This window comes from Methylobacterium sp. J-067 (assembly GCF_022829465.1).
Taxonomy (GTDB): Bacteria; Pseudomonadota; Alphaproteobacteria; order Rhizobiales; family Beijerinckiaceae; genus Methylobacterium; species Methylobacterium litchii.
Genome location: NZ_JAKSXZ010000105.1, coordinates 14539 through 32681, shown reverse-complemented (window position 1 = coordinate 32681; position 18143 = coordinate 14539). Strand labels below are relative to the sequence as shown.

16 protein-coding genes are annotated in these 18143 nt (G+C 66.5%); 9 read left to right on the top strand and 7 right to left on the bottom strand.

Annotation, left to right across the window (positions count from 1 at the left end; all coding sequences use genetic code 11):
• Nucleotides 1-12: 12 nt before the first annotated feature.
• Nucleotides 13-1860: a caspase domain-containing protein gene (locus MKK52_RS13080; RefSeq protein WP_243954387.1), complete on the top strand. Its 1848-nt coding sequence runs from the start codon at nt 13-15 to the stop codon at nt 1858-1860.
• 294 nt (nt 1861-2154) lie between these two features.
• Here MKK52_RS13080 and MKK52_RS13075 read toward each other — a convergent pair whose 3' ends face one another.
• The 4 genes from MKK52_RS13075 to MKK52_RS13060 all read right to left on the bottom strand — a co-directional run bounded on the left by MKK52_RS13075 (nt 2155) and on the right by MKK52_RS13060 (nt 5880).
• Nucleotides 2155-3117 (bottom strand): hypothetical protein, encoded by a 963-nt coding sequence (locus MKK52_RS13075; protein WP_243954385.1) that lies wholly within the window; start codon nt 3115-3117, stop codon nt 2155-2157.
• A 47-nt stretch (nt 3118-3164) separates the two neighbouring features.
• Nucleotides 3165-3758: a hypothetical protein gene (locus MKK52_RS13070; protein ID WP_243954383.1), complete on the bottom strand. Its 594-nt coding sequence runs from the start codon at nt 3756-3758 to the stop codon at nt 3165-3167.
• Between the two features lie 188 nt (nt 3759-3946).
• Entirely contained in the window at nt 3947-4489 is a 543-nt protein-coding gene (locus MKK52_RS13065; protein WP_243954381.1) for a hypothetical protein, read from the bottom strand.
• Between the two features lie 737 nt (nt 4490-5226).
• Nucleotides 5227-5880 carry a GntR family transcriptional regulator gene (locus tag MKK52_RS13060; RefSeq protein WP_243954379.1) on the bottom strand — a complete coding sequence of 218 codons (654 nt, stop codon included), beginning with the start codon at nt 5878-5880 and terminating at the stop codon, nt 5227-5229.
• Between the two features lie 212 nt (nt 5881-6092).
• On the opposite strand from MKK52_RS13060, the gene MKK52_RS13055 reads away from it, so the two are divergent.
• From MKK52_RS13055 to pyk, 3 genes are all read left to right on the top strand, one after another.
• Complete coding sequence (locus MKK52_RS13055) at nt 6093-7391, top strand: MFS transporter (RefSeq protein WP_243954377.1); 1299 nt, start codon at nt 6093-6095, stop codon at nt 7389-7391.
• Between the two features lie 28 nt (nt 7392-7419).
• Nucleotides 7420-8496, top strand: a complete 1077-nt coding sequence (locus MKK52_RS13050; protein ID WP_243954375.1) for a tartrate dehydrogenase — start codon at nt 7420-7422, stop codon at nt 8494-8496.
• A gap of 113 nt (nt 8497-8609) precedes the next feature.
• Nucleotides 8610-10022, top strand: coding sequence for a pyruvate kinase (gene pyk, locus MKK52_RS13045; protein WP_243954374.1), 1413 nt, complete (start codon nt 8610-8612; stop codon nt 10020-10022).
• Here the strand turns inward: pyk and MKK52_RS13040 are convergent.
• Nucleotides 10013-11311 carry an MFS transporter gene (locus MKK52_RS13040; protein ID WP_243954372.1) on the bottom strand — a complete coding sequence of 433 codons (1299 nt, stop codon included), beginning with the start codon at nt 11309-11311 and terminating at the stop codon, nt 10013-10015. The genes pyk and MKK52_RS13040 overlap by 10 nt on opposite strands.
• Nucleotides 11312-11518: 207 nt before the next feature.
• Here MKK52_RS13040 and MKK52_RS13035 point away from each other — a divergent pair, with 207 nt between their 5' ends.
• Entirely contained in the window at nt 11519-11779 is a 261-nt protein-coding gene (locus tag MKK52_RS13035) for a hypothetical protein (RefSeq protein ID WP_243954370.1), read from the top strand.
• Here MKK52_RS13035 and bhcR read toward each other — a convergent pair.
• Nucleotides 11776-12591, bottom strand: a complete 816-nt coding sequence (bhcR, locus tag MKK52_RS13030; RefSeq protein ID WP_243954368.1) for an HTH-type transcriptional regulator BhcR — start codon at nt 12589-12591, stop codon at nt 11776-11778. The two genes, MKK52_RS13035 and bhcR, sit on opposite strands and share 4 nt — an antisense overlap.
• A 189-nt stretch (nt 12592-12780) precedes the next feature.
• Here bhcR and bhcA point away from each other — a divergent pair, with 189 nt between their 5' ends.
• The 4 genes from bhcA to bhcD are packed head-to-tail and all read left to right on the top strand — an operon-like array spanning nt 12781 to nt 17092.
• On the top strand, nt 12781-13971 hold the full coding sequence (gene bhcA / locus MKK52_RS13025) for an L-aspartate--glyoxylate aminotransferase BhcA (RefSeq protein WP_243954366.1): 1191 nt from the start codon (nt 12781-12783) through the stop codon (nt 13969-13971).
• 14 nt (nt 13972-13985) lie between these two features.
• Nucleotides 13986-14933, top strand: a complete 948-nt coding sequence (gene bhcB, locus MKK52_RS13020; protein ID WP_243954364.1) for a beta-hydroxyaspartate dehydratase BhcB — start codon at nt 13986-13988, stop codon at nt 14931-14933.
• Nucleotides 14934-14946: 13 nt separating this feature from the next.
• Nucleotides 14947-16110: a 3-hydroxy-D-aspartate aldolase BhcC gene (gene bhcC / locus MKK52_RS13015; RefSeq protein WP_243954362.1), complete on the top strand. Its 1164-nt coding sequence runs from the start codon at nt 14947-14949 to the stop codon at nt 16108-16110.
• 16 nt (nt 16111-16126) lie between these two features.
• A complete protein-coding gene (bhcD, locus tag MKK52_RS13010; protein WP_243954360.1) occupies nt 16127-17092 on the top strand; it encodes an iminosuccinate reductase BhcD in 966 nt (321 codons plus the stop codon).
• A 51-nt stretch (nt 17093-17143) separates the two neighbouring features.
• Here bhcD and MKK52_RS13005 read toward each other — a convergent pair whose 3' ends face one another.
• Nucleotides 17144-18139: a hypothetical protein gene (locus MKK52_RS13005; protein WP_243954357.1), complete on the bottom strand. Its 996-nt coding sequence runs from the start codon at nt 18137-18139 to the stop codon at nt 17144-17146.
• Nucleotides 18140-18143: the final 4 nt, after the last annotated feature.

Below are 18143 nucleotides of genomic sequence, written 5' to 3'. Positions count from 1 at the left end.
GCGCGATCCTCAATGGCTTGCCTGCAGCGCTTGTGCCCAAAGGACGGATCGCTGTCCAGTATCCGAAGCTTTCAGGAGACAGGAGGGAGACCGCAACGAACGTTCAAATTCCGGTTTGATTCGCACAGCCTTCAAAGTATCGTCATTGATATGTCGAGGTCGCGCATATCCTGTCTGGTGCTGCTCGCGATCACCGTGGCCATGGTCGCCACGGGGGCCGAGGCGGCGCGCCGGGTCGCCCTCGTCATCGGGAACTCGAACTATATCAACACGGCCCGGCTGACCAACCCGGCCAACGATTCGGCCGACATCGCCGCGGAACTGCGGAGCCTGGGCTTCGAGGTCATCTACGGCGCCGACGCGACCAAGGCGTCGATGGACCAATCGATCGAGCAGTTCGCCCGCCTGTCCAAGGACGCCGAGGCAGCGCTGTTCTTCTATGCTGGCCACGGGATGCAATTCGAGGGGCGCAACTATATCATGCCCGTCGATGCGCAGTTGGAGGACGAGGTCAGCCTCCGCTACCAGATGATCGCGATCGACGACGTGCGGGCGGCCATCGAGCGGGCGAGTGGCGTCAAGATCCTGATCCTCGATGCCTGCCGCAACAACCCGCTGGCCGAGCGGCTCATCCGGTCGATCAGCGTCGGGTCGCGGGACGTCGCTGCCGTCCGCGGCTTTACCCGACCCGAGCAGATGCGCGGCATGGTCGTCGCCTACGCGACGCAGGCCAACGACACCGCCCAGGATGGGGGAGGCCGAAACAGCCCGTTCACCACCGCGCTCCTCGACGAATTAAAGGTGCCTGGCCTGGAGATCGGCGTCCTGTTCCGCCGGGTCGCCAGCAAGGTCTACACCGCCACCAAGGGACGCCAAGTCCCGGAACTCTCGATCTCCCTCCTCTCGGATTATGCTCTTAACACCTCGGAGACGGACCAGACCGCCTGGGCGCGGGTGCGCGCCTCGACCAATGTCGCGGACGTGCGGAGCTTCGTCGAGAGATTCCCGACAAGCTTCTACGCCCCCGACGCGCGGTTACGCTTGAAGCTGCTCGAACATGCAGGCCCCGATGTGGCGGCTCTGATGGCGCCGACGTCATCTTTGGAAGAGCCCACGTCCCTCGGTCCGATCACCGGGCTGCGGAATGAACCGGCCGGCGCAGCCGAACTTCCCTCGAAGGCAGCGGCCTCTATGCCTTCCGAGGAAGGTAGCGCGAAAGTTCGCGCCGAGCCTGCAGTTGCGATCCCGACGACCGTTACGGTCCCGGGCCGAGACGGTACCGGAGCGCAGCATCTTGCAAGCCTGGAAACGTCCAACCTGGCCGCCGCAGGGGCCGGGAACGGCCTAATCGCCGGCATCTTGGCGCGGGGCATCAAGGTCGAGTTGCAGCGCCTCGGCTGCTATCAGGGCGCCCTCGACGAGATCTGGGACTCGACTGCCACGAAGAAGGGCCTCGCCACACTCGCACGGTATGCGTCCCTCTCCGTCCCGGCCGGGCCGACTGCCGCCTATCTCGAAGCTCTTAGGGCTCGGCCCGACCGCATCTGTCCTCTCGTATGTTCGCCGCTGGAGACGGAGCAGGGCGGGCACTGCGTGAGGAGATCCTGCGGGCCGGGCGAAATTCTCGACATGGCAGGTGATTGCACTGCTCACACTGTGCGCAATCGGTCGCTGCCGCAGCAGCCCAAGCATCGGCTCGCCGTGGTTCACGCCCCCGCCCCCTCCCGGCCCCCGAGACGCGAGGCCGCCCCAGTCATCGCCTCGGCTTCGGCGTCGCACCGCGTCTCAGAACCGGAACCCAGGCACGCCACGGGACACGGAAAGTGTTTCTCCTTCAACGGCCGCTCGTTCTGCGAGTGATCACTCCTCCTGGACTGGCCGCTGGGCTCCTCGCCGTCTGGCTACTATCCGTCCTGCCGCCGCCCGCCGCGGCGTCGGATGCGGAGGTCGCCCTCTGTCTGATCCCACTCGCCCTCGTCGCGCCCGAAGGCAGCCAAGCCCTAACGATGCATATCTACCCGGACGGATCGTGCGCGGTATCGGCATCGCGCTCGTCCTCCCGGCGGCACCGAGCGGCGCAGCGCTCTGACAGGACGCGGATCCACGCCGCCGTCTACCAGCATTACGTCCCGGATAAGCCGGGATGCTTCTTCTTCAATGCTCGGACTTATTGCGAGTAGCGGGAAGCGGGTGGCGACCGTCGTACCACGAGAGGGCCGTGCCGAGGGAGTAGAGAACCGAGAACAGGAAGGCGCCGATGATCTGGACCGATTGAAGGGTCGGGTCATTCATCAACTGGCTGAAGAAACTGAAGGACAGGATCTCCGGGGTCAGCCCGATGCCCGGCCGCAGGATCGCCAAGCGCTTGGCTTCTGTGATCAGCTTGACGCCGAGGGCGTCGTCGGCATCGGCCTGCACGAAGCCCGTCCAGGGTCGGCGTACCTCACCGTCGGCGGAATCCTCGAGCACCTTGGACCCGGGGGGCAGGGTGATGTCCGAGATGCTCGAAGGATAGATCCGCGTCTTCGGGACTAGGCCGCCGAACTCCAGGGTGCGAACGAAGATGGTCACGGTGCCGTCGAGCAGGACACCCGCGCTCGGCTCACGCCCGCGCCCCAGGGGCCGCAACTCGGAGCCGATCTCCGCCACGCCGTAAACCGGCAGCCGGAGGAACGGATCGCCGGGGCAGAGTGATTTGGGCGCATCGTCGCCCTTTGTGGTTACAGCTTCGAGCCGGAGCCATGATGCCCGCTTGACGGCCTCCGGCGTGGCCGCTTCGCCGAGATCGAGGTTCCCCGCAGGCATGCCGTCGCGCCGCTCCAAGACGACGCTCACCGGGCCGTCGTGGAAGCGTTTGTAGGTGACGCGAGTGCCAGACGCGGGCACGAGCACGCCTGTGAGACAGAGAGGCTTGCGCGCGGTGCCATCTGAGGTCCCGAAGCCGAGACTGCCTGTTGCCGTCTCGGCGTAGGTCGCGAAGCCATCGAGGCGGATCTGCGCCATCTCGGGAACGGCGACGTCGAAAAAAACCGCCTCCGACGTCGCCTGCACGATCGAGAATGAGGGTGCCGAGGGGAGGAGTGTGATGGCAATCAGGGCCACGATCAGGGCCGCCACCACAGCGACGAAGCGCAAGAGGAGCCCGACTCGCCATGCGCTCATGCTCAAGGCTTCGCGGCCGCGGGAAGGATGATCGCGTAGGTCCGCACCGCGATCCCCCCACCCGACCCCGTCTCGCCGATGCTGAGTTGGTAACGGTCGTCGTGGGATGCGCTGGGAATCGGCAGGCGGCACTCGGCGGTGAAGCCGATCGCCGGGCCGCGTGCGGGCGGCGCGCATAGGACCGCCTCCCCCAGGGGCTGATTGTTCAAGCCAAACTGGGCGCGAACCCGCGCATCGCCCGCGCTGACCTGCAGGACTACCTCCTTGCCACCAGAGCCTCCGAAGGAAACCGGTACGATGCTCAGGTCCTTGGCGCTCTCGCAGGATCGGCCCACCCGGGCAATCACCGCCATGTCGCTCGACGCGTAGGCCGAAAGCTCCGTGCGGTAGTCCGTTCTATAGTCGATCGCAGCCTTTGGATCGGTGGCCGCCACGATCCGGTAACGGGCCTGTGCCGCGTAGCGGCCATCCCGCGACAGGACGCGGACGCAGAGAATATCTCGTCGATCGGTGCCGCCGAGCGCGACCTCGGGTCGGGTTGCGAGGAACTGCTGCGGCACCCCCTCGATCCGAGCTCCGACGAGGGTGGCGCCCACTGTCGCGGCTCTGGCTGGGGCGGGACCTGTCTCGGCGAACGACTCGTGAAATGCGCTCGCCCCGTCGAGAGGCAGGATGGCTTCGGCCGCCCCCACCCCAGAGCTTAGGCAGTTACACGCGGCGATTAAGATCAGGATGCGCAAGGTCGGAGAGCCTCTATCACGGGCGGCGTGGGGCTAGAAAAATCTCACCGCTCGAAGACGTTTCGGCCTTCCACTGCGCAGTTGACTGGACCAGCCTTGACCTTGCGGAACTCGACCATCCTCTGGGCGAGCATGCCCTTATGGGCGAAGCTTTCCGCCCCGTCCGCCTTGCCGGTCACGACCACCGCTTCGCAATTGTCGAACGAGGGGGAGAATGAAACCGAGAGCTGGCGCATCCCCGCGCCTTGCCCCAGCGGCATATGCACCATCAGGGTCGTGCCCAGAAAATTCGCGTCGTTGAGGATCGCGTCCGACTCACCCGTGTTGGCCCGCCCGTTGTGGCCCCTTCGGGTCCGATAAGAGAGCGCCCGCTCACGCTTGAAGATCCGTCCGGCAGAACTGAAATAGATTTCGGTCCCGCGCTCTACCTGATGTTCTTGCCACCCCTGCTCATCCTGGCGTTTAATCTCTTGGCTCTCGCTCCACTTCAGAACGATTGATTTCTGAACCAAAGCCTCCGGAATATTAGAAGATTGCGCAGCAAACGCGCAAATTGAAAAGCCGGCAGCTATAATTAGAAGCTTCATCTTACGATCCCGTGGCAGGAACTATTGATGTCGGCTCGAAGCGGAAAAATTAGTGAGCCGAAAAACAAAATGTCGCAAATCAATTATATTTGCGCCGATAAAAGTTGGCGCGCGTAGGTCCGGCCAAATCCGAGGCCGCCAGTGGGCCGCTTCTGATCCTTTTTCGATTTCAGGAAACCTCCGACATAATCAAGATGATCGAGGAGAGTGTCGGATGGCGAACACAAGATGAAAGTTAAAGTTAGAATGTGAAACAGTCGCCTGAAGCTCGAATTAAACTGCCGATATCACCTTTAAAAATCGACGAATTTCCTTAAAACCCAGCTTTCTCACGCCCGATCAGGCCGCGCTGACCGCGACCCGATCTCCTCGTATCCATAAAAAACTGGAAGGATTGCTAGAAATCGGCCGTCCTTGAACGACGCTACTCAGTTGCGACCGGCAGTCGTAAATCGTCCGGTCGATGTCCGCTTTCGAAAGCGGCTGTAGGCCGTATAAACGACCGCCTTGGGCGCCAAGCCGAACGTCCGATTTGTGAGGATGCGCTGCGGCTCGGAGAGGCCCACCGCTGATAGCAGCATGCCGGGTAGCAGACGGGCCTCGTAAATTATCGAGCGACCTCAATAACATAAGTGTTCGCATTTTTGTTCAGACTGGCGCGCCAACATACTTCTTTCCAACCTTCCGCCGATGACCGCAAGAGCTTCACTGCTCTTGAGCGGTGCATCTGAGCGTCGCTACAGATGCTTCAGGCCGAAGCTCTCCAGCAACGGCAGCAACTCGTCCCGCGCCCTGAGCCGGTGATCGTGCAGGCGGTCATGGGCCGCCGCCGGGTCGCCCCGGTGGATCGCGTCGGTGAGGGCGTGGTGCTCGGCGACCGAGGCCCCGAGTTCGCGACGCAACTTCAGCGTTAGCATCCGCGCCCGGTGCGATTGGTCGTTGATGGTCTGGATGATCCGGGTCATCCGGCCATTGCCTGCGCGCTCCACCAGCGTCCGGTGGAACAGCGCGTCGGCCTGCCCCCAGGCGGGGAGGTTCCCCGCGTGCCACGCCGCATCCATCGTGTCCGTGTGCGCGGCGAGGTCGCCCGCCACGGCATCGCGCTCGGCAGCGGGGAGGGTGGCCAGCAGCTCGGCGGCACGGCCCTCGATGGCGACGATCACGTCGTAGATCTCACGCATGTCAGCCGGCGCGAGGGCGCAGATCAGCACGCCCTTCCGGGATAGCACCCGGACCAGACCCTCCTCCTGCAAGCGAATCACCGCCTCGTGGACGGGGGTGCGGCTCATGCCGAGGCGGTCGGCGATCTCCTGCTCGGACGCCTGGTAGCCAGGCGCGAAGCTCGAATCCTGGATCGCCCGCTTCATCGCCGCATAGGCGTCGTCTACCATCGAAGGACGGCGATCAACCTCTTGCACCGGCACCGCTTTCGCGGTTCTGCGCTTCGTCGCCATCTCATCCCCCGACGGAACGAGATGTCGTACCAACTTCCATGCAAGGTGCAATGCAGGATTGACAGAGTGTCCCGTGGCGGGCGAGAAAACGCCATCTTGCATGCAAGCTGGCGCACAAAGACCGGCGCATCGGGCTCTCGGAGGAAACGATGGATCACCCGCTCGAGCGGGCGACCATGCGCAGGGTCGCGTGGCGCCTGATCCCTTTCATATGCCTTCTGTACTTCATCGCCTTCATCGACCGCGTGAACATCGGCTTCGCGGCGTTGACGATGAACAAGGATCTCGGCTTCTCCTCGGCCGTGTTCGGCTTCGGAGCAGGCGTCTTCTTCTTCGGCTACTTCCTATTCGAAGTGCCGTCGAACATCATCCTCGACAAGGTCGGCGCGCGGATCTGGATCGCGCGGGTGATGATCACCTGGGGGCTGATCTCGGCGGCCTTCGCCTTCATCAAGGGCGAGTACAGCTTCTACGCCTTGCGCTTCCTGCTCGGCGCCGCCGAGGCGGGGTTCTTCCCCGGCATCATCCTCTATCTCAGCTTCTGGTTTCCGGCGCGGTACCGGGCGGGGGTCGTCTCGCTGTTCATGGCGGCGGCGCCCATCTCGGTGGTGCTGGGTTCGCCGCTCTCCGGCGCGCTCCTCGGGATGGAGGGCGTGATGGGCCTGCACGGCTGGCAATGGATGTTCCTCGTGGAGGCGGTGCCCGCCGTGCTGCTCGGCATCGTCGTGCTGTTCTACCTGACCGACCGGCCGGAGAAGGCGGCGTGGCTCGCCCCCGACCAGCGCGACTGGCTCGTCGCTGAGATGGAGGCCGAGCGTGCCGCGCGGGGGAGCGTCGCCAAGCACGGCATCCTCGCCGGCATGGCGGACCCGCGCGTGCTGGCCCTGGCGCTGGTGTATTTCGGGACCTCGGCGGGGCTCTACACCCTCGGCATCTGGGCGCCGCAGATCATCCGTGGCTTCGGCCTCTCGCCCATGGAAGTCGGATTCCTCAATGCCATCCCGCCGACCATCGCGGTGGTGGCGATGATCCTGTGGGCCCGCCATTCCGACCGGACGGGCGAGCGCACATGGCACGTGGTCATCGCCTGCCTCGTCGCGGCGGCGGGGCTGATGCTCGCCGGGGCGGCCTCCTCCGTCGTCGCGGTGATCGCCGCGCTCAGTCTCGTCAACATCGGGATCAGCGCGGCCAAGCCCCCGCTCTGGGCCATGCCGACGATGTTCCTGTCGGGCTCGGCCGCCGCCGTCGGCATCGCCACCATCAACGCCATCGGCAATCTCGGCGGCTTCGTCGGGCCCTGGGTGATCGGCTGGATCAAGGACAGCACCGGCAGCTTCGCCGGCGGGCTCGTCTTCGTCGCCGCGCTCCTCGTCCTGTCGGCGGTGCTGAGCCTCGTCGTCGCCCGGGTCGGGCGGCGCCCCGAACCGGCCGGCGCCGGCGCCCGCTGATTCTTCTCAATCCATTCGGAGAGACACCATGAAGACCTATAGGATCGCCGCCATCCCCGCCGACGGCATCGGCATCGAAGTCATCGCCGCCGGGATCGAGGTGCTGAACAGCCTCGCGGAGAAGACCGGCAGCTTCGGTTTCCAGTTCGATCACTTCGATTGGGGCTCGGACTACTACAAGAAGCACGGCGTGATGATGCCCGCCGACGGGCGAGACCAGATCCGCCACCACGATGCGATCTTCTTCGGCGCCGTCGGCGCGCCGGACGTGCCGGACCACATCAGCCTGTGGGGCCTGCGCCTCGCGATCTGCCAGCCCTTCGACCAATACGCGAACGTCCGGCCGACGCGGATCCTGCCCGGTATCACCAGCCCGCTGCGCCACGTTTCGGGGCCTGAACTCGATTGGGTGATCGTGCGCGAGAATTCCGAGGGCGAGTATGCCGGCGTCGGCGGGCGGGTGCACCAGGGCCACCCGAACGAGGTCGCCACCGACGTCTCGATGATGACCCGCTCCGGCGTCGAGCGGATCATCCGCTACGCGTTCGAGTTGGCGCGCTCGCGCCCCCGCAAGCTCCTCACCGTCGTCACCAAGTCGAACGCCCAGCGCCACGCCATGGTGATGTGGGACGAGATCGCCGCCGAGGTCGCCGCCGGCTTCCCCGACGTGACCTGGGACAAGATGCTGGTCGATGCGATGACCATGCGCATGACGATGAAGCCGCAGACGCTCGACACCATCGTCGCCACGAACCTGCACGCGGACATCCTGTCGGACCTCGCGGCGGCGCTCGCCGGCTCGCTGGGCATCGCGCCGACCGCCAACATCAACCCGGAGCGGACCTATCCCTCGATGTTCGAGCCGATCCACGGCTCGGCCTTCGACATCGCCGGCAAGGGCATCGCCAACCCGGTGGCCACCTTCTGGACCGCCTGCCAGATGCTGGAACACCTCGGCGAGACACCCGCCGCCGACCGGCTGATGCGCGCGGTGGAGCGCGTCACCGCCGATCCGAGCCTGCACACGCCGGACCTCGGCGGCAAGGCGACGACCCGTCAGGTGACGGATGCGGTGATCGCCGCGATCCAGGGCGACAACGAGTAGGGGCGGCCTCGACGGTTTCCCTGCGGCGCCGGGCGGTGGCATCATCGCCCGGCGGAACATCCGCACAGACGAGCGATTCTCCGCGCGATCCGATCCCTCCTGTCGAGGTTGCCATGCGCCGACACCGCTACGCCAAGATCGTCGCCACCGTCGGGCCGGCGAGCCATTCGCCGGAGATGCTGAAGGCCCTGTTCCTGGCGGGTGTCGACACGTTCCGGCTGAACTTCAGCCACGGCACGCAGGACGACCACGCCAAGGTCCACGCCGCGATTCGCGCGCTGGAGGAGGAGGTCGGGCGGCCCATCGGCATCCTGCAGGATTTGCAGGGGCCGAAGATCCGCGTCGGCACCGTGCGGGACGGGCGCCTCGACCTCGCGGCCGGGGAGCGCGTGCGCTTCGTCCTCGACGGGGCCGAGGGTGGCAAGGACGCGATTCCCCTGCACCATCCGGAGATCTTCGCCGCCGTGGTGCCGGGGCAGGACCTTCTCATCGATGACGGCCGCGTGCGGGTGCGCGTGGTCGGGCTCGAGTCCGACAGCATCGAGGCCGAGGTGATCACGGCGGGGGTGATCTCCAACCGCAAGGGCGTGAACCTGCCGGGCACGCTGCTCGATGTCTCGCCGCTCACGGCCAAGGACCGCGCCGACCTCGCCTTCGGCCTGGAACTCGGCGTCGATTGGGTGGCGCTGTCCTTCGTGCAGAAGCCCTCGGACGTAATCGAGGCGCGTGGCCTCATCGGCGAGCGCGCCGGGCTGATGACCAAGGTCGAGAAGCCCCAGGCCCTGGAGCGGATCGACGACATCATCCGCCTGTCGGATGCCGTGATGGTGGCGCGCGGCGATCTCGGCGTCGAGATCCCGCACGAGGACGTGCCCGGCCGCCAGAAGGAGTTGATCCGCGCCTGCCGGCTTCAGGTGAAGCCGGTCGTCGTGGCGACGCAGATGCTCGATTCGATGGTCAACGCCCCGGCACCGACCCGCGCGGAGGCCTCCGACGTCGCCACTGCGATCTATGACGGCGCCGACGCGGTGATGCTCTCGGCGGAATCCGCGACGGGGCGCTATCCTGTCGAGGCCGTGGGGATGATGGACCGCATCATCCGCTCCGTGGAGCGGCACAAGCTCTACCACTCAATCATCGCCGCCTCGGAGCCGGGGGAGGAGGAGACCCCGCCCCACGCCGTGGCCACCGCCACCGCGACCCTCGCCGAGGCCGTCCACGCCGCCGCCATCGTCGCCTTCACGTCGAGCGGCACCACCGCCGCCCGCGTGGCGCGCAAGCGGCCCGCCGTGCCGATCCTGGCGCTGACGCCCGATCTCAACACGTCGCGCCGCCTGAGCCTGCTTTGGGGCGCCCACAGCGTGCGGACGGACGATGTCGATTCCTACGAGGAGATGACCACCGCCGCCTGCCGGCACGCGCGGGACGAGGGCTTCGCCAAGCCCCACGACATCATCGTCACCGCCGCCGGCATCCCGTTTCACACCACGGGCAATACCAACAACATCCGGGTCATTCAGGTCTGAGTGCGCCCGGCGGGCAGGGGCGTCTGCCGGCCGCGCCGGTAGATCGCCAGCGTCGCGCCGAGGCCGCAGAGTCCGCCGAAGGCCATCCACATGCCCGGCGCCGCCTTGTTGCCGGTGGTCTCGATCAGCCAGGTCGAGACCAGGGGCGTGAAGCCGCCGAGCAGCGCGGTCGCCAGCGAATAGGCCAGGGAGAAGCCCGACGTGCGCACGTTCGCGGGCACGATCTCCGTCAGCGCGACCACCATCGCGCCGTTGTAGCTGCCGTAGAGGAACGACAGCCACAGCAGCACGGCGAGCATGTTGCCGAAGCTCGCATTCACCACGAGCCACGCCAGCGCCGGATAGGCGGTCAGCACCGTCAAAGCGGAGAAGATGAGCAGGATCGGCCGGCGTCCGACCCGGTCGGACAGGGCGCCCATCACCGGCAGCCAGAACAGGTTCGACAGGGCCGTGCAGAACGTGACGAGCAGGCTGTCCCGGTCGGAGAGCTTCAGGACGCTCTTGCCGAAGGTCGGGGTGTAGACGGTGATCGTGTAGAACGAGATCGTCGTCATGCCGACGAGCAGCATGCCGAGCAGGACGATGGACCAGTTCTGCGTCAGCGAGCCAAAGACCTCTTTCATGTTCGGCCGGTGCTTGCGCTTCAGGAACTCTTCCGTCTCCTCCAGCGAGCGCCGGATGTAGAACAGGAACGGGACGATGGCGCAGCCGATGAAGAACGGGATGCGCCAGCCCCACGCGTTCATGTCGGCCGGGGTCAGCACGCTGTTGAGGGCGAAGCCGATCAGCGCCGCGACCATGATCGCGACCTGCTGGCTGCCCGATTGCCACGAGACGTAGAAGCCCTTGTTGCCGGGCGTCGCCATCTCCGCGAGGTAGACCGACACGCCGCCGAGTTCGACGCCCGCCGAGAACCCCTGCAGCAGCCGCCCGACGAGGACGAGGAAGGGGGCGAGCAGGCCGATGGACGCGTAGCCCGGCACGAAGGCGATCAGGATCGTGCCCGTCGCCATGATGCCGAGGGTGACGATGAGGCCCTTCCGCCGGCCGATGCTGTCGACATAGGCGCCGAGCAGCACGGCGCCGAGGGGCCGCATGAGGAAGCCGGCGCCGAAGGTCATGAAGGTCAGCATCAGCGAGGCGAACTCGTTGCCGACCGGGAAGAACGTCTTCGAAATGTAGGTCGCGTAGAAACCGAACAGAAAGAAATCGAACATTTCGAGAAAGTTGCCGCTGGTCACGCGCAGGACCGTGGCGACTTTCGAACCCTGGGGCGTCGTCGGACTCATTCTGTCCTCCCTTGTCTAGCCTCTCGTTAGGCGCCCGCCGGGCAAAACGGAAGCGCGGTCGGCACAGTCCTTGGGACGGCGTAAGCGTGCGAATCCGCACGGGAAATAGGCGCTCGCTGTTGGCGAAAGAGGCAGCGCTGCCCACTTGAGGATCACAATGAGCGTCCGCCATGCGGCGGCGCCGGAACCTACCTCGGGATGCCCGCCATGTCCGTCCGTCTTCTCGTTGGGGCCGCCCTCGGCGTCCTCGTCTCGTCCACCGCTTTCGCGCAGAGCTACACCGCCCCCGCCGGCACCCCGGCCGTCACCGCCCCCGGCGGTCTCGAAGGCCGCGCCGCCGGCCCGAACCTCTATGACGGGCGCAATGTCGGCCGGGCCGGCGTGCTGTTCGGCGACGAGGACGACGTGGCGACCACCGGCTCGATCCATCACCACGCGGCGCCCTACGGCGCTTACCGTCTGCGCTAAGCCTTCGTCGCACCGAGGAGCCGCGAGACCGTTGCGGCTCCCCGGCGGACGTGTTCACCGATCTCGCGCACCCTGTCGTCGGACAGCCGGTGCGTGGGACCGGAGACCGAAATGCCCGCCACCGCCTCACCGTGGACGTTGAGGATCGGCGCGGCCACGCAGCGCATCCCCATCGTGCGCTCCTCGTCATCGATGGCGTAGCCCCGCGCGCGGGTGGCCTCGATGTTTTCGCTGAGGGCAGCCAGCGATCCGATCGTCTTGGTCGTGAAGCGCTCGAACTCCCGGCCCCGGAACAGGCGCTCGATCCGTTTTGGATCGAAGGTGCTGAGCAGGGCCTTCCCGATCCCCGACGCATGCAGCGGCGAGAGCGAGCCCGGCGGGAAGAACGCGCGGATCGTCTCGTGCGTCTCGACCTGGCTGACGAACAGCACGCTCCCGTCCTTCTCGACGCCGAGATTGGACGTTTCGCCGGTCTCCTGCATCAGCGTCCACATGGCCGAGCGGCTGCGCTCCACCACGTTGCCGCGACGCAGGAAGGCCGCGCCCAGGCGATAGGCCTCCGCGCCGACGTGCCATTCCTGCTTGTCGGCGCTGATCTCCACGAAGGCGCGGCGTTCCAGGGTCGCCAACACCCGGTGCATCGTCGCCACCGACTGCCCGAGCTTGCCCGACAGTTCCGAGAGCGTGAGCCCGTCCCCGTCCGCGAGCACTTCGAGCACGTCGAGGGCGCGGTCGAGGGCTTGGATCGTGCCCGCCGGCTTCGCCCCGCCGAACCCTTTCGGCCGTCCGCGCCGACGATTCCCCGCCTCCATGCGCGCCTCCCACCCCTTCGCCGCGCGAAGGCTTAGGGTGGAAAAATTTTTCAATCAACGGAAAATGATAAGTTGCTGGTGACACGCGGCTTTCGTCCCCGGCAGCCTAAATGAAAAACTTTTTCAAAAAAATATCAAATGGGGAGCTGCGGTGCTAGCTTCTTCGGCAACGGAGGAGATCGCCCGACCATGTTTGCGCAGAACCCTGTCTTCATCCCCGGCCCCACCAACATGCCGGAAGTGCTCCGCCGGGCGGCGGACATGCCGACGCTCGATCACCGCTCGTCCCTGTTCGGGGAGATCCTTCAACCGGCGCTCGCCGGGGTGAAGGCAGTGCTGAAGACCGCCGACGCGCAGGTCTTCGTGTTTCCCTCCACGGCGACCGGCGGCTGGGAGACGGCGCTGGCGAACACCCTCAGCGAAGGCGACGCGGTGCTCGCCGCCCGCTACGGCATGTTCAGCCATCGCTGGATCGACATGGCCCGCCGCCACAGGCTCGATGTCCGCGTGATCGAGGCGCCGTGGGGCGAGGGCCTGCCGGCCGACCGCTTCGCGGAAGCCCTCGCCGCCGACAAGGAGCATGCGATCAAGGCGGTGCTCGTCACCCACAACGAGACCGCGACGGGGGTGAAGTCGGATGTCGCCGCCGTGCGCCGGGCCCTCGACGCCACCGGCCATCCGGCGCTGCTGCTCGTGGACGGTGTCAGCTCCATCGCCTCCATGGATTTCCGCATGGACGAGTGGGGCGTCGACGTCGCCGTCACCGGGTCGCAGAAGGGCTTCATGCTCCCCGCAGGCCTCGCCATCGTCGGCTTCTCGCCGAAGGCGATGGACGCCGTGACCCGCGCCGACCTGCCCCGGACCTATTTCGACATCCGCGACATGGCGAAGGGCTACGCGAACAACGCCTATCCCTACACCCCGGCCGTCGGCCTGCTGAACGGGCTGAAGCTCTCCACCGAGTTGCTGCTCGCCGAGGGTCTTGAGAACGTCTTCGCCCGCCACCGCCGCATCGCGGACGGCATCCGCGCGGCCGTCGCAGCCTGGGGGATGCCCCTCTGCGCCGCCCACCCGGATCTCTATTCCGACACGGTGAGCGCCATCCGCACGCCGGAGGGCTTCGACGCCACGCAGATCGTCACGCACGCCGCCAAGAAGTACGACGTCGCCTTCGGCGTCGGCCTCGGGGAGGTGGCGGGCAAGGTGTTCCGCATCGGCCATCTCGGCAGCCTCACGGACGTGATGGCGCTGTCGGGCATCGCCGCCGCCGAGATGGCGATGGCCGATTGCGGCCTTCGCATCGAACTCGGCTCCGGCGTGGCGGCGGCGCAGGCGGTCTATCGCGGCGAGGCTTCGGCCTCCCTGCGGGCGGCGGCGTGAGGGAGGCGGGCAGGATGGTCACTCCCTCCCTCGACGATGTGCTCGCCGCGCATGAGCGAATCCGGCCGTACATTCACCTCACCCCGGTCCTGACTTCGCGGATCATCGACGAGGCGGCCGGCGCTTCGCTGTTCTTCAAGTGCGAGAACTTGCAGAAGGCCGGGGCCTTCAAGGCGCGGGGTGCCTCCAACGCCGTGTTCAGCCTCACCGAGGCGCAGGCGGCGAAGGGCGTGGCGACCCATTCCTCCGGCAACCACGGCACCTGCCTGTCCTACGCCGCGAGCCGACGCGGCATCCCCTGTACCGTGGTGATGCCCCGCACCGCCCCGCAGGCGAAGAAGGACGCCGTGCGTGGCTATGGCGGGCGCGTGGTCGAATGTGAGCCCTCCACCTCCTCCCGCGAGGCGGTGTTCGCCGAGGTCGTCGCGCAGACCGGCGCCGAGTTCGTCCATCCCTACAACGACCCGCGCGTCATCGCGGGGCAGGCGACCTGCGCGCGGGAGCTGATCGAGCAGGTCGAGGATCTCGATGCGGTCATCGCCCCCATCGGCGGCGGCGGGATGGTGTCGGGCACCTGCCTGACGCTGGCGGGCCTCGCGCCGCACATCGCGGTCTACGCCGCCGAGCCGGAGCAGGCCGACGACGCCCATCGCAGCCTGAAGGCGGGCCATATCATCGCCGACGACGCCCCCGTGACGGTGGCGGACGGGCTGAAGGTGCCGCTCAAGGACCTGACGTGGCACTTCGTGCGCAACCACGTCGAGGATATCCTCACCGTGTCGGAGGCCGAGATCGTCGCGGCCATGCAGCTGATCTGGAAGCGGCTGAAAATCGTCATGGAGCCGTCGAGCGCGGTGGCGCTGGCGGCTGTGCTCAAGAACCGACCTGTCTTCGCCGGCAAGCGCGTCGGCGTGATCATTACCGGCGGCAACGTCGATCTCGACAAGCTGCCTTGGCAATAAGGGGGAAGACGCCATGAACGCCCACACCCGTATCGATGAGCTCGAAGTCGGCTACGACGTGCCCGCGCTGCCCGGCATGCGCGAGGACGAGATCCAGACCCCGTGCCTGATCCTCGATCTCGACGCCCTCGAATCCAACATCCGCAAGATGGGCGATTACGCCAAGGCGCACGGCATGCGCCACCGCGCCCACGGCAAGATGCACAAGTCGGTGGATGTGCTGAAGCTTCAGCAGGACCTAGGCGGCGCCTGCGGCGTCTGCTGCCAGAAGGTCTCGGAGGCCGAAGTCTTCGCCCGCGCCGGCATCAAGGACATCTTGGTCTCGAACCAGGTGCGCGATCCGGCCAAGATCGACCGGCTCGCCCGCCTGCCGCGCTTCGGCGCGCGGATCATCGTCTGCCTCGATGATGTCGCCAACGTCGCCGACCTCTCGGCCGCCGCGCAGAAGCACGGCACGCAGCTCGACTGCTTCGTTGAGATCGATTGCGGCGCGGGCCGCTGCGGGGTGAAGACGACGACGGAGGTGGTGGCCATCGCCAAGGCGGTCGCCGCCGCGCCGAACCTGCGCTTCGCCGGCATCCAGGCCTATCAGGGCGCCATGCAGCACATCGACGGGTTCGCGGACCGCCGCGCCAAGCTCGATGCCGCCATCGCCCAGGTGAAGGACGCCGTCGAGGGGCTGAAGCGCGAGGGGCTGGAGCCCGAACTCGTGAGCGGCGGCGGCACCGGCAGCTACCAGTTCGAAAGCGGATCGGGCGTCTACAACGAGCTGCAATGCGGCAGCTACGCCTTCATGGACGCGGATTATGGCCGCATCCTCGATGAGGACGGCAAGCGCATCGATGCCGGCGAGTGGAAGAACGCCCTGTTCATTCTCACCAGCGTGATGAGCCACGCCAAGGCCGACAAGGCGATCTGTGATGCCGGCCTGAAGGCGCAATCGGTCGATTCCGGCCTGCCCTTCATCTACGGGCGCGACGACGTGAAATACATCAAGTGCTCCGACGAGCACGGGGTGATCGAGGATGCGCAGGGCAAGCTGAAGGTCAACGACAAGCTGCGCCTCGTGCCGGGCCATTGCGACCCGACCTGCAACGTCCACGATTGGTATGTCGGCGTGCGCAATGGCAAGGTCGAGACGCTGTGGCCGGTCTCGGCGCGCGGCAAGGCCTATTGAGGCGGGTGAGGCAGCGATGATCATCGTCCCCGAGAACCGGATCGACGGCCTTCTCACCGAAGTGGAGTGCTTCGACGCGGTGGAGAAAGTCTTTGCGTCGATGGCCCGGCGTACGGCCTCCAACTTCCCGGTGGTGCGCGAGGCCATCGGCCATGCCGATGCGCTCTACGGCTTCAAGTCCGGCTTCGACCGGGAGAGCTTGGCGCTCGGCCTCAAGGCCGGCGGCTTCTGGCCGGGCAACGCCGCGAAGGGGCTCACGAACCACCAATCGACGGTGTTCCTGTTCGACGCGGATACCGGCCGCTGCCGGGCGGTGGTGGGGGGCAACCTCCTCACCGCGCTCCGCACGGCGGCGGCCTCCGCGATCTCGATCCGCCATCTGGCGCGCAAGGACGCGCGGGTGCTCGGCATGATCGGCGCCGGCCACCAATCGGCGTTCCAGCTCCGCGCCGCCCTGGCTCAGCGCCCGTTCGAACGAGTGCTGGCCTGGAACCTCCACCCCGGCATGTTCGGGCGGATGGAGGCGGTGGCGAAGGAGCACGGCGTGCCGTTCGAGGCGGTGGAGCTCGACCGACTCGGCGCCGAGGCGGACGTGATCGTGACGATCACCTCCTCCTTCGCACCGATCTTGAAGGCGTCGCAGGTGAAGCCGGGCACCCATGTGGCGTGCATGGGCACCGACACGAAGGGCAAGCAGGAGGTCGAGGCCGAACTCCTCGCCGCCGCGACGGTGTTCACCGACGAGGTCGCGCAATCGACCGGCATCGGCGAGGCGCAGCACGCGGTGGCGAAGGGATTGATCGCGCCGGACTCCATCGTGGAGATCGGCGCGGTGATCAACGGCGACCATCCCGGCCGCACCTCGGACGCGGAGATCACCCTGTTCGACGGCACAGGCGTCGGCCTTCAGGACCTCGCCGTCGCCTCGGCGGCTGTGGACCTCGCCGTGGCGAAGGGCTTGGCGATCGAGGTGGAGTTCTAAGACAGGACGCCCTTTCCTCTCTTTCCGCTCGCGGGGAGAGGGGATGCTCTTTTAGAACACGTGGAAGGCGAAGCCCGCCAGGAAGCTCTTCTCTTCCGTACCCTTGAACGTCGCCGTCTCGACATTGCCGAACTTGTTCAGCCAGTACTGGAAGCCGATGAACACATCGACCTTGTTCGGCTGGTCATAGACCAGCTTGCCGAGGTCGAGAACGAGGTTCGTACGCGACAGGAATTCCAGCCCCCGCTTCGGGTTGAAGGCGAAGTCCGCCACGTTCTGCACCCCCCGGCCCTTGGGCAGGACGATGTTGTTGAACCCCGTCACGCTCAGCGGCAACCCGGTGAACGTCAGCGGGAAGTTGTAGACGAGCTCGAACTCGGGGACGACGTCGAAGCTCTGGTCGCGATCCGGCTGCACGTTGAAGCCGTTGCGGTTCCACTCCTTGTAGGCGTGGACCGACAGGTTGAGGAACCCGGCCGGCACGTCGAAGGCGAAGTTCAGACCGCCGACCACGTCGCGCTTCTTCGAGCCGAAGGCGTCGTTCTGCGAGTTGGCGTCGAAGCCGAAGGCCAGCGACACGTCCTTGACGAGGCCGGGGATGGTGAAAGCCTTCGTGTTGGTAAGGGCGTTAAGGCTGAGCGTGCCGCGGTAGAGGCCGTAGGCTTCGGTGTTTCCGTAATCGGCGAAGAACGGGCTGCCGATGGAACCGGGCGGGTTGGTGGTGCCGGCGGGGAGCTGCGAGCCCGACTTCAGGATGTCGAGGGAGAAGAAGTTGGTGCCGTAGGCCCAGGCGTCGGCGTGGGAGATGTTGAGGATCTGCTTCGGGGCCTCGCGGGAGACGAAGCTGCCGTCGGCGCGCTGGATCTGCACGCCGGGGGAGACCGTCGGGAACTGGTAGCGGTAGCCGACCTGCGTGTCGGCAAAGAGGAAGAACGGTGCCTCCACCGGCGCCGCCTCCGTCTTCACCGTGGCGATGTCGGCGGCCTGCGCCCCGCACGCCATCCCGAACGGCAGCAGAGCAACCGCGACCCGACCGAGTGTCTTCATGTCC

Coding starts and splice junctions, on each gene's coding strand:
- MKK52_RS13080 (WP_243954387.1), top strand. CDS start 13: ATGGCTTGCCTGCAGCGCTTGTGCCCAAAGGACGGATCGCTGTCCAGT.
- MKK52_RS13065 (WP_243954381.1), bottom strand. CDS start 4,489: ATGAAGCTTCTAATTATAGCTGCCGGCTTTTCAATTTGCGCGTTTGCT.
- MKK52_RS13060 (WP_243954379.1), bottom strand. CDS start 5,880: ATGGTAGACGACGCCTATGCGGCGATGAAGCGGGCGATCCAGGATTCG.
- MKK52_RS13055 (WP_243954377.1), top strand. CDS start 6,093: ATGGATCACCCGCTCGAGCGGGCGACCATGCGCAGGGTCGCGTGGCGC.
- MKK52_RS13050 (WP_243954375.1), top strand. CDS start 7,420: ATGAAGACCTATAGGATCGCCGCCATCCCCGCCGACGGCATCGGCATC.
- pyk (WP_243954374.1), top strand. CDS start 8,610: ATGCGCCGACACCGCTACGCCAAGATCGTCGCCACCGTCGGGCCGGCG.
- MKK52_RS13040 (WP_243954372.1), bottom strand. CDS start 11,311: ATGAGTCCGACGACGCCCCAGGGTTCGAAAGTCGCCACGGTCCTGCGC.
- MKK52_RS13035 (WP_243954370.1), top strand. CDS start 11,519: ATGTCCGTCCGTCTTCTCGTTGGGGCCGCCCTCGGCGTCCTCGTCTCG.
- bhcR (WP_243954368.1), bottom strand. CDS start 12,591: ATGGAGGCGGGGAATCGTCGGCGCGGACGGCCGAAAGGGTTCGGCGGG.
- bhcA (WP_243954366.1), top strand. CDS start 12,781: ATGTTTGCGCAGAACCCTGTCTTCATCCCCGGCCCCACCAACATGCCG.
- bhcB (WP_243954364.1), top strand. CDS start 13,986: ATGGTCACTCCCTCCCTCGACGATGTGCTCGCCGCGCATGAGCGAATC.
- bhcC (WP_243954362.1), top strand. CDS start 14,947: ATGAACGCCCACACCCGTATCGATGAGCTCGAAGTCGGCTACGACGTG.
- bhcD (WP_243954360.1), top strand. CDS start 16,127: ATGATCATCGTCCCCGAGAACCGGATCGACGGCCTTCTCACCGAAGTG.
- MKK52_RS13005 (WP_243954357.1), bottom strand. CDS start 18,139: ATGAAGACACTCGGTCGGGTCGCGGTTGCTCTGCTGCCGTTCGGGATG.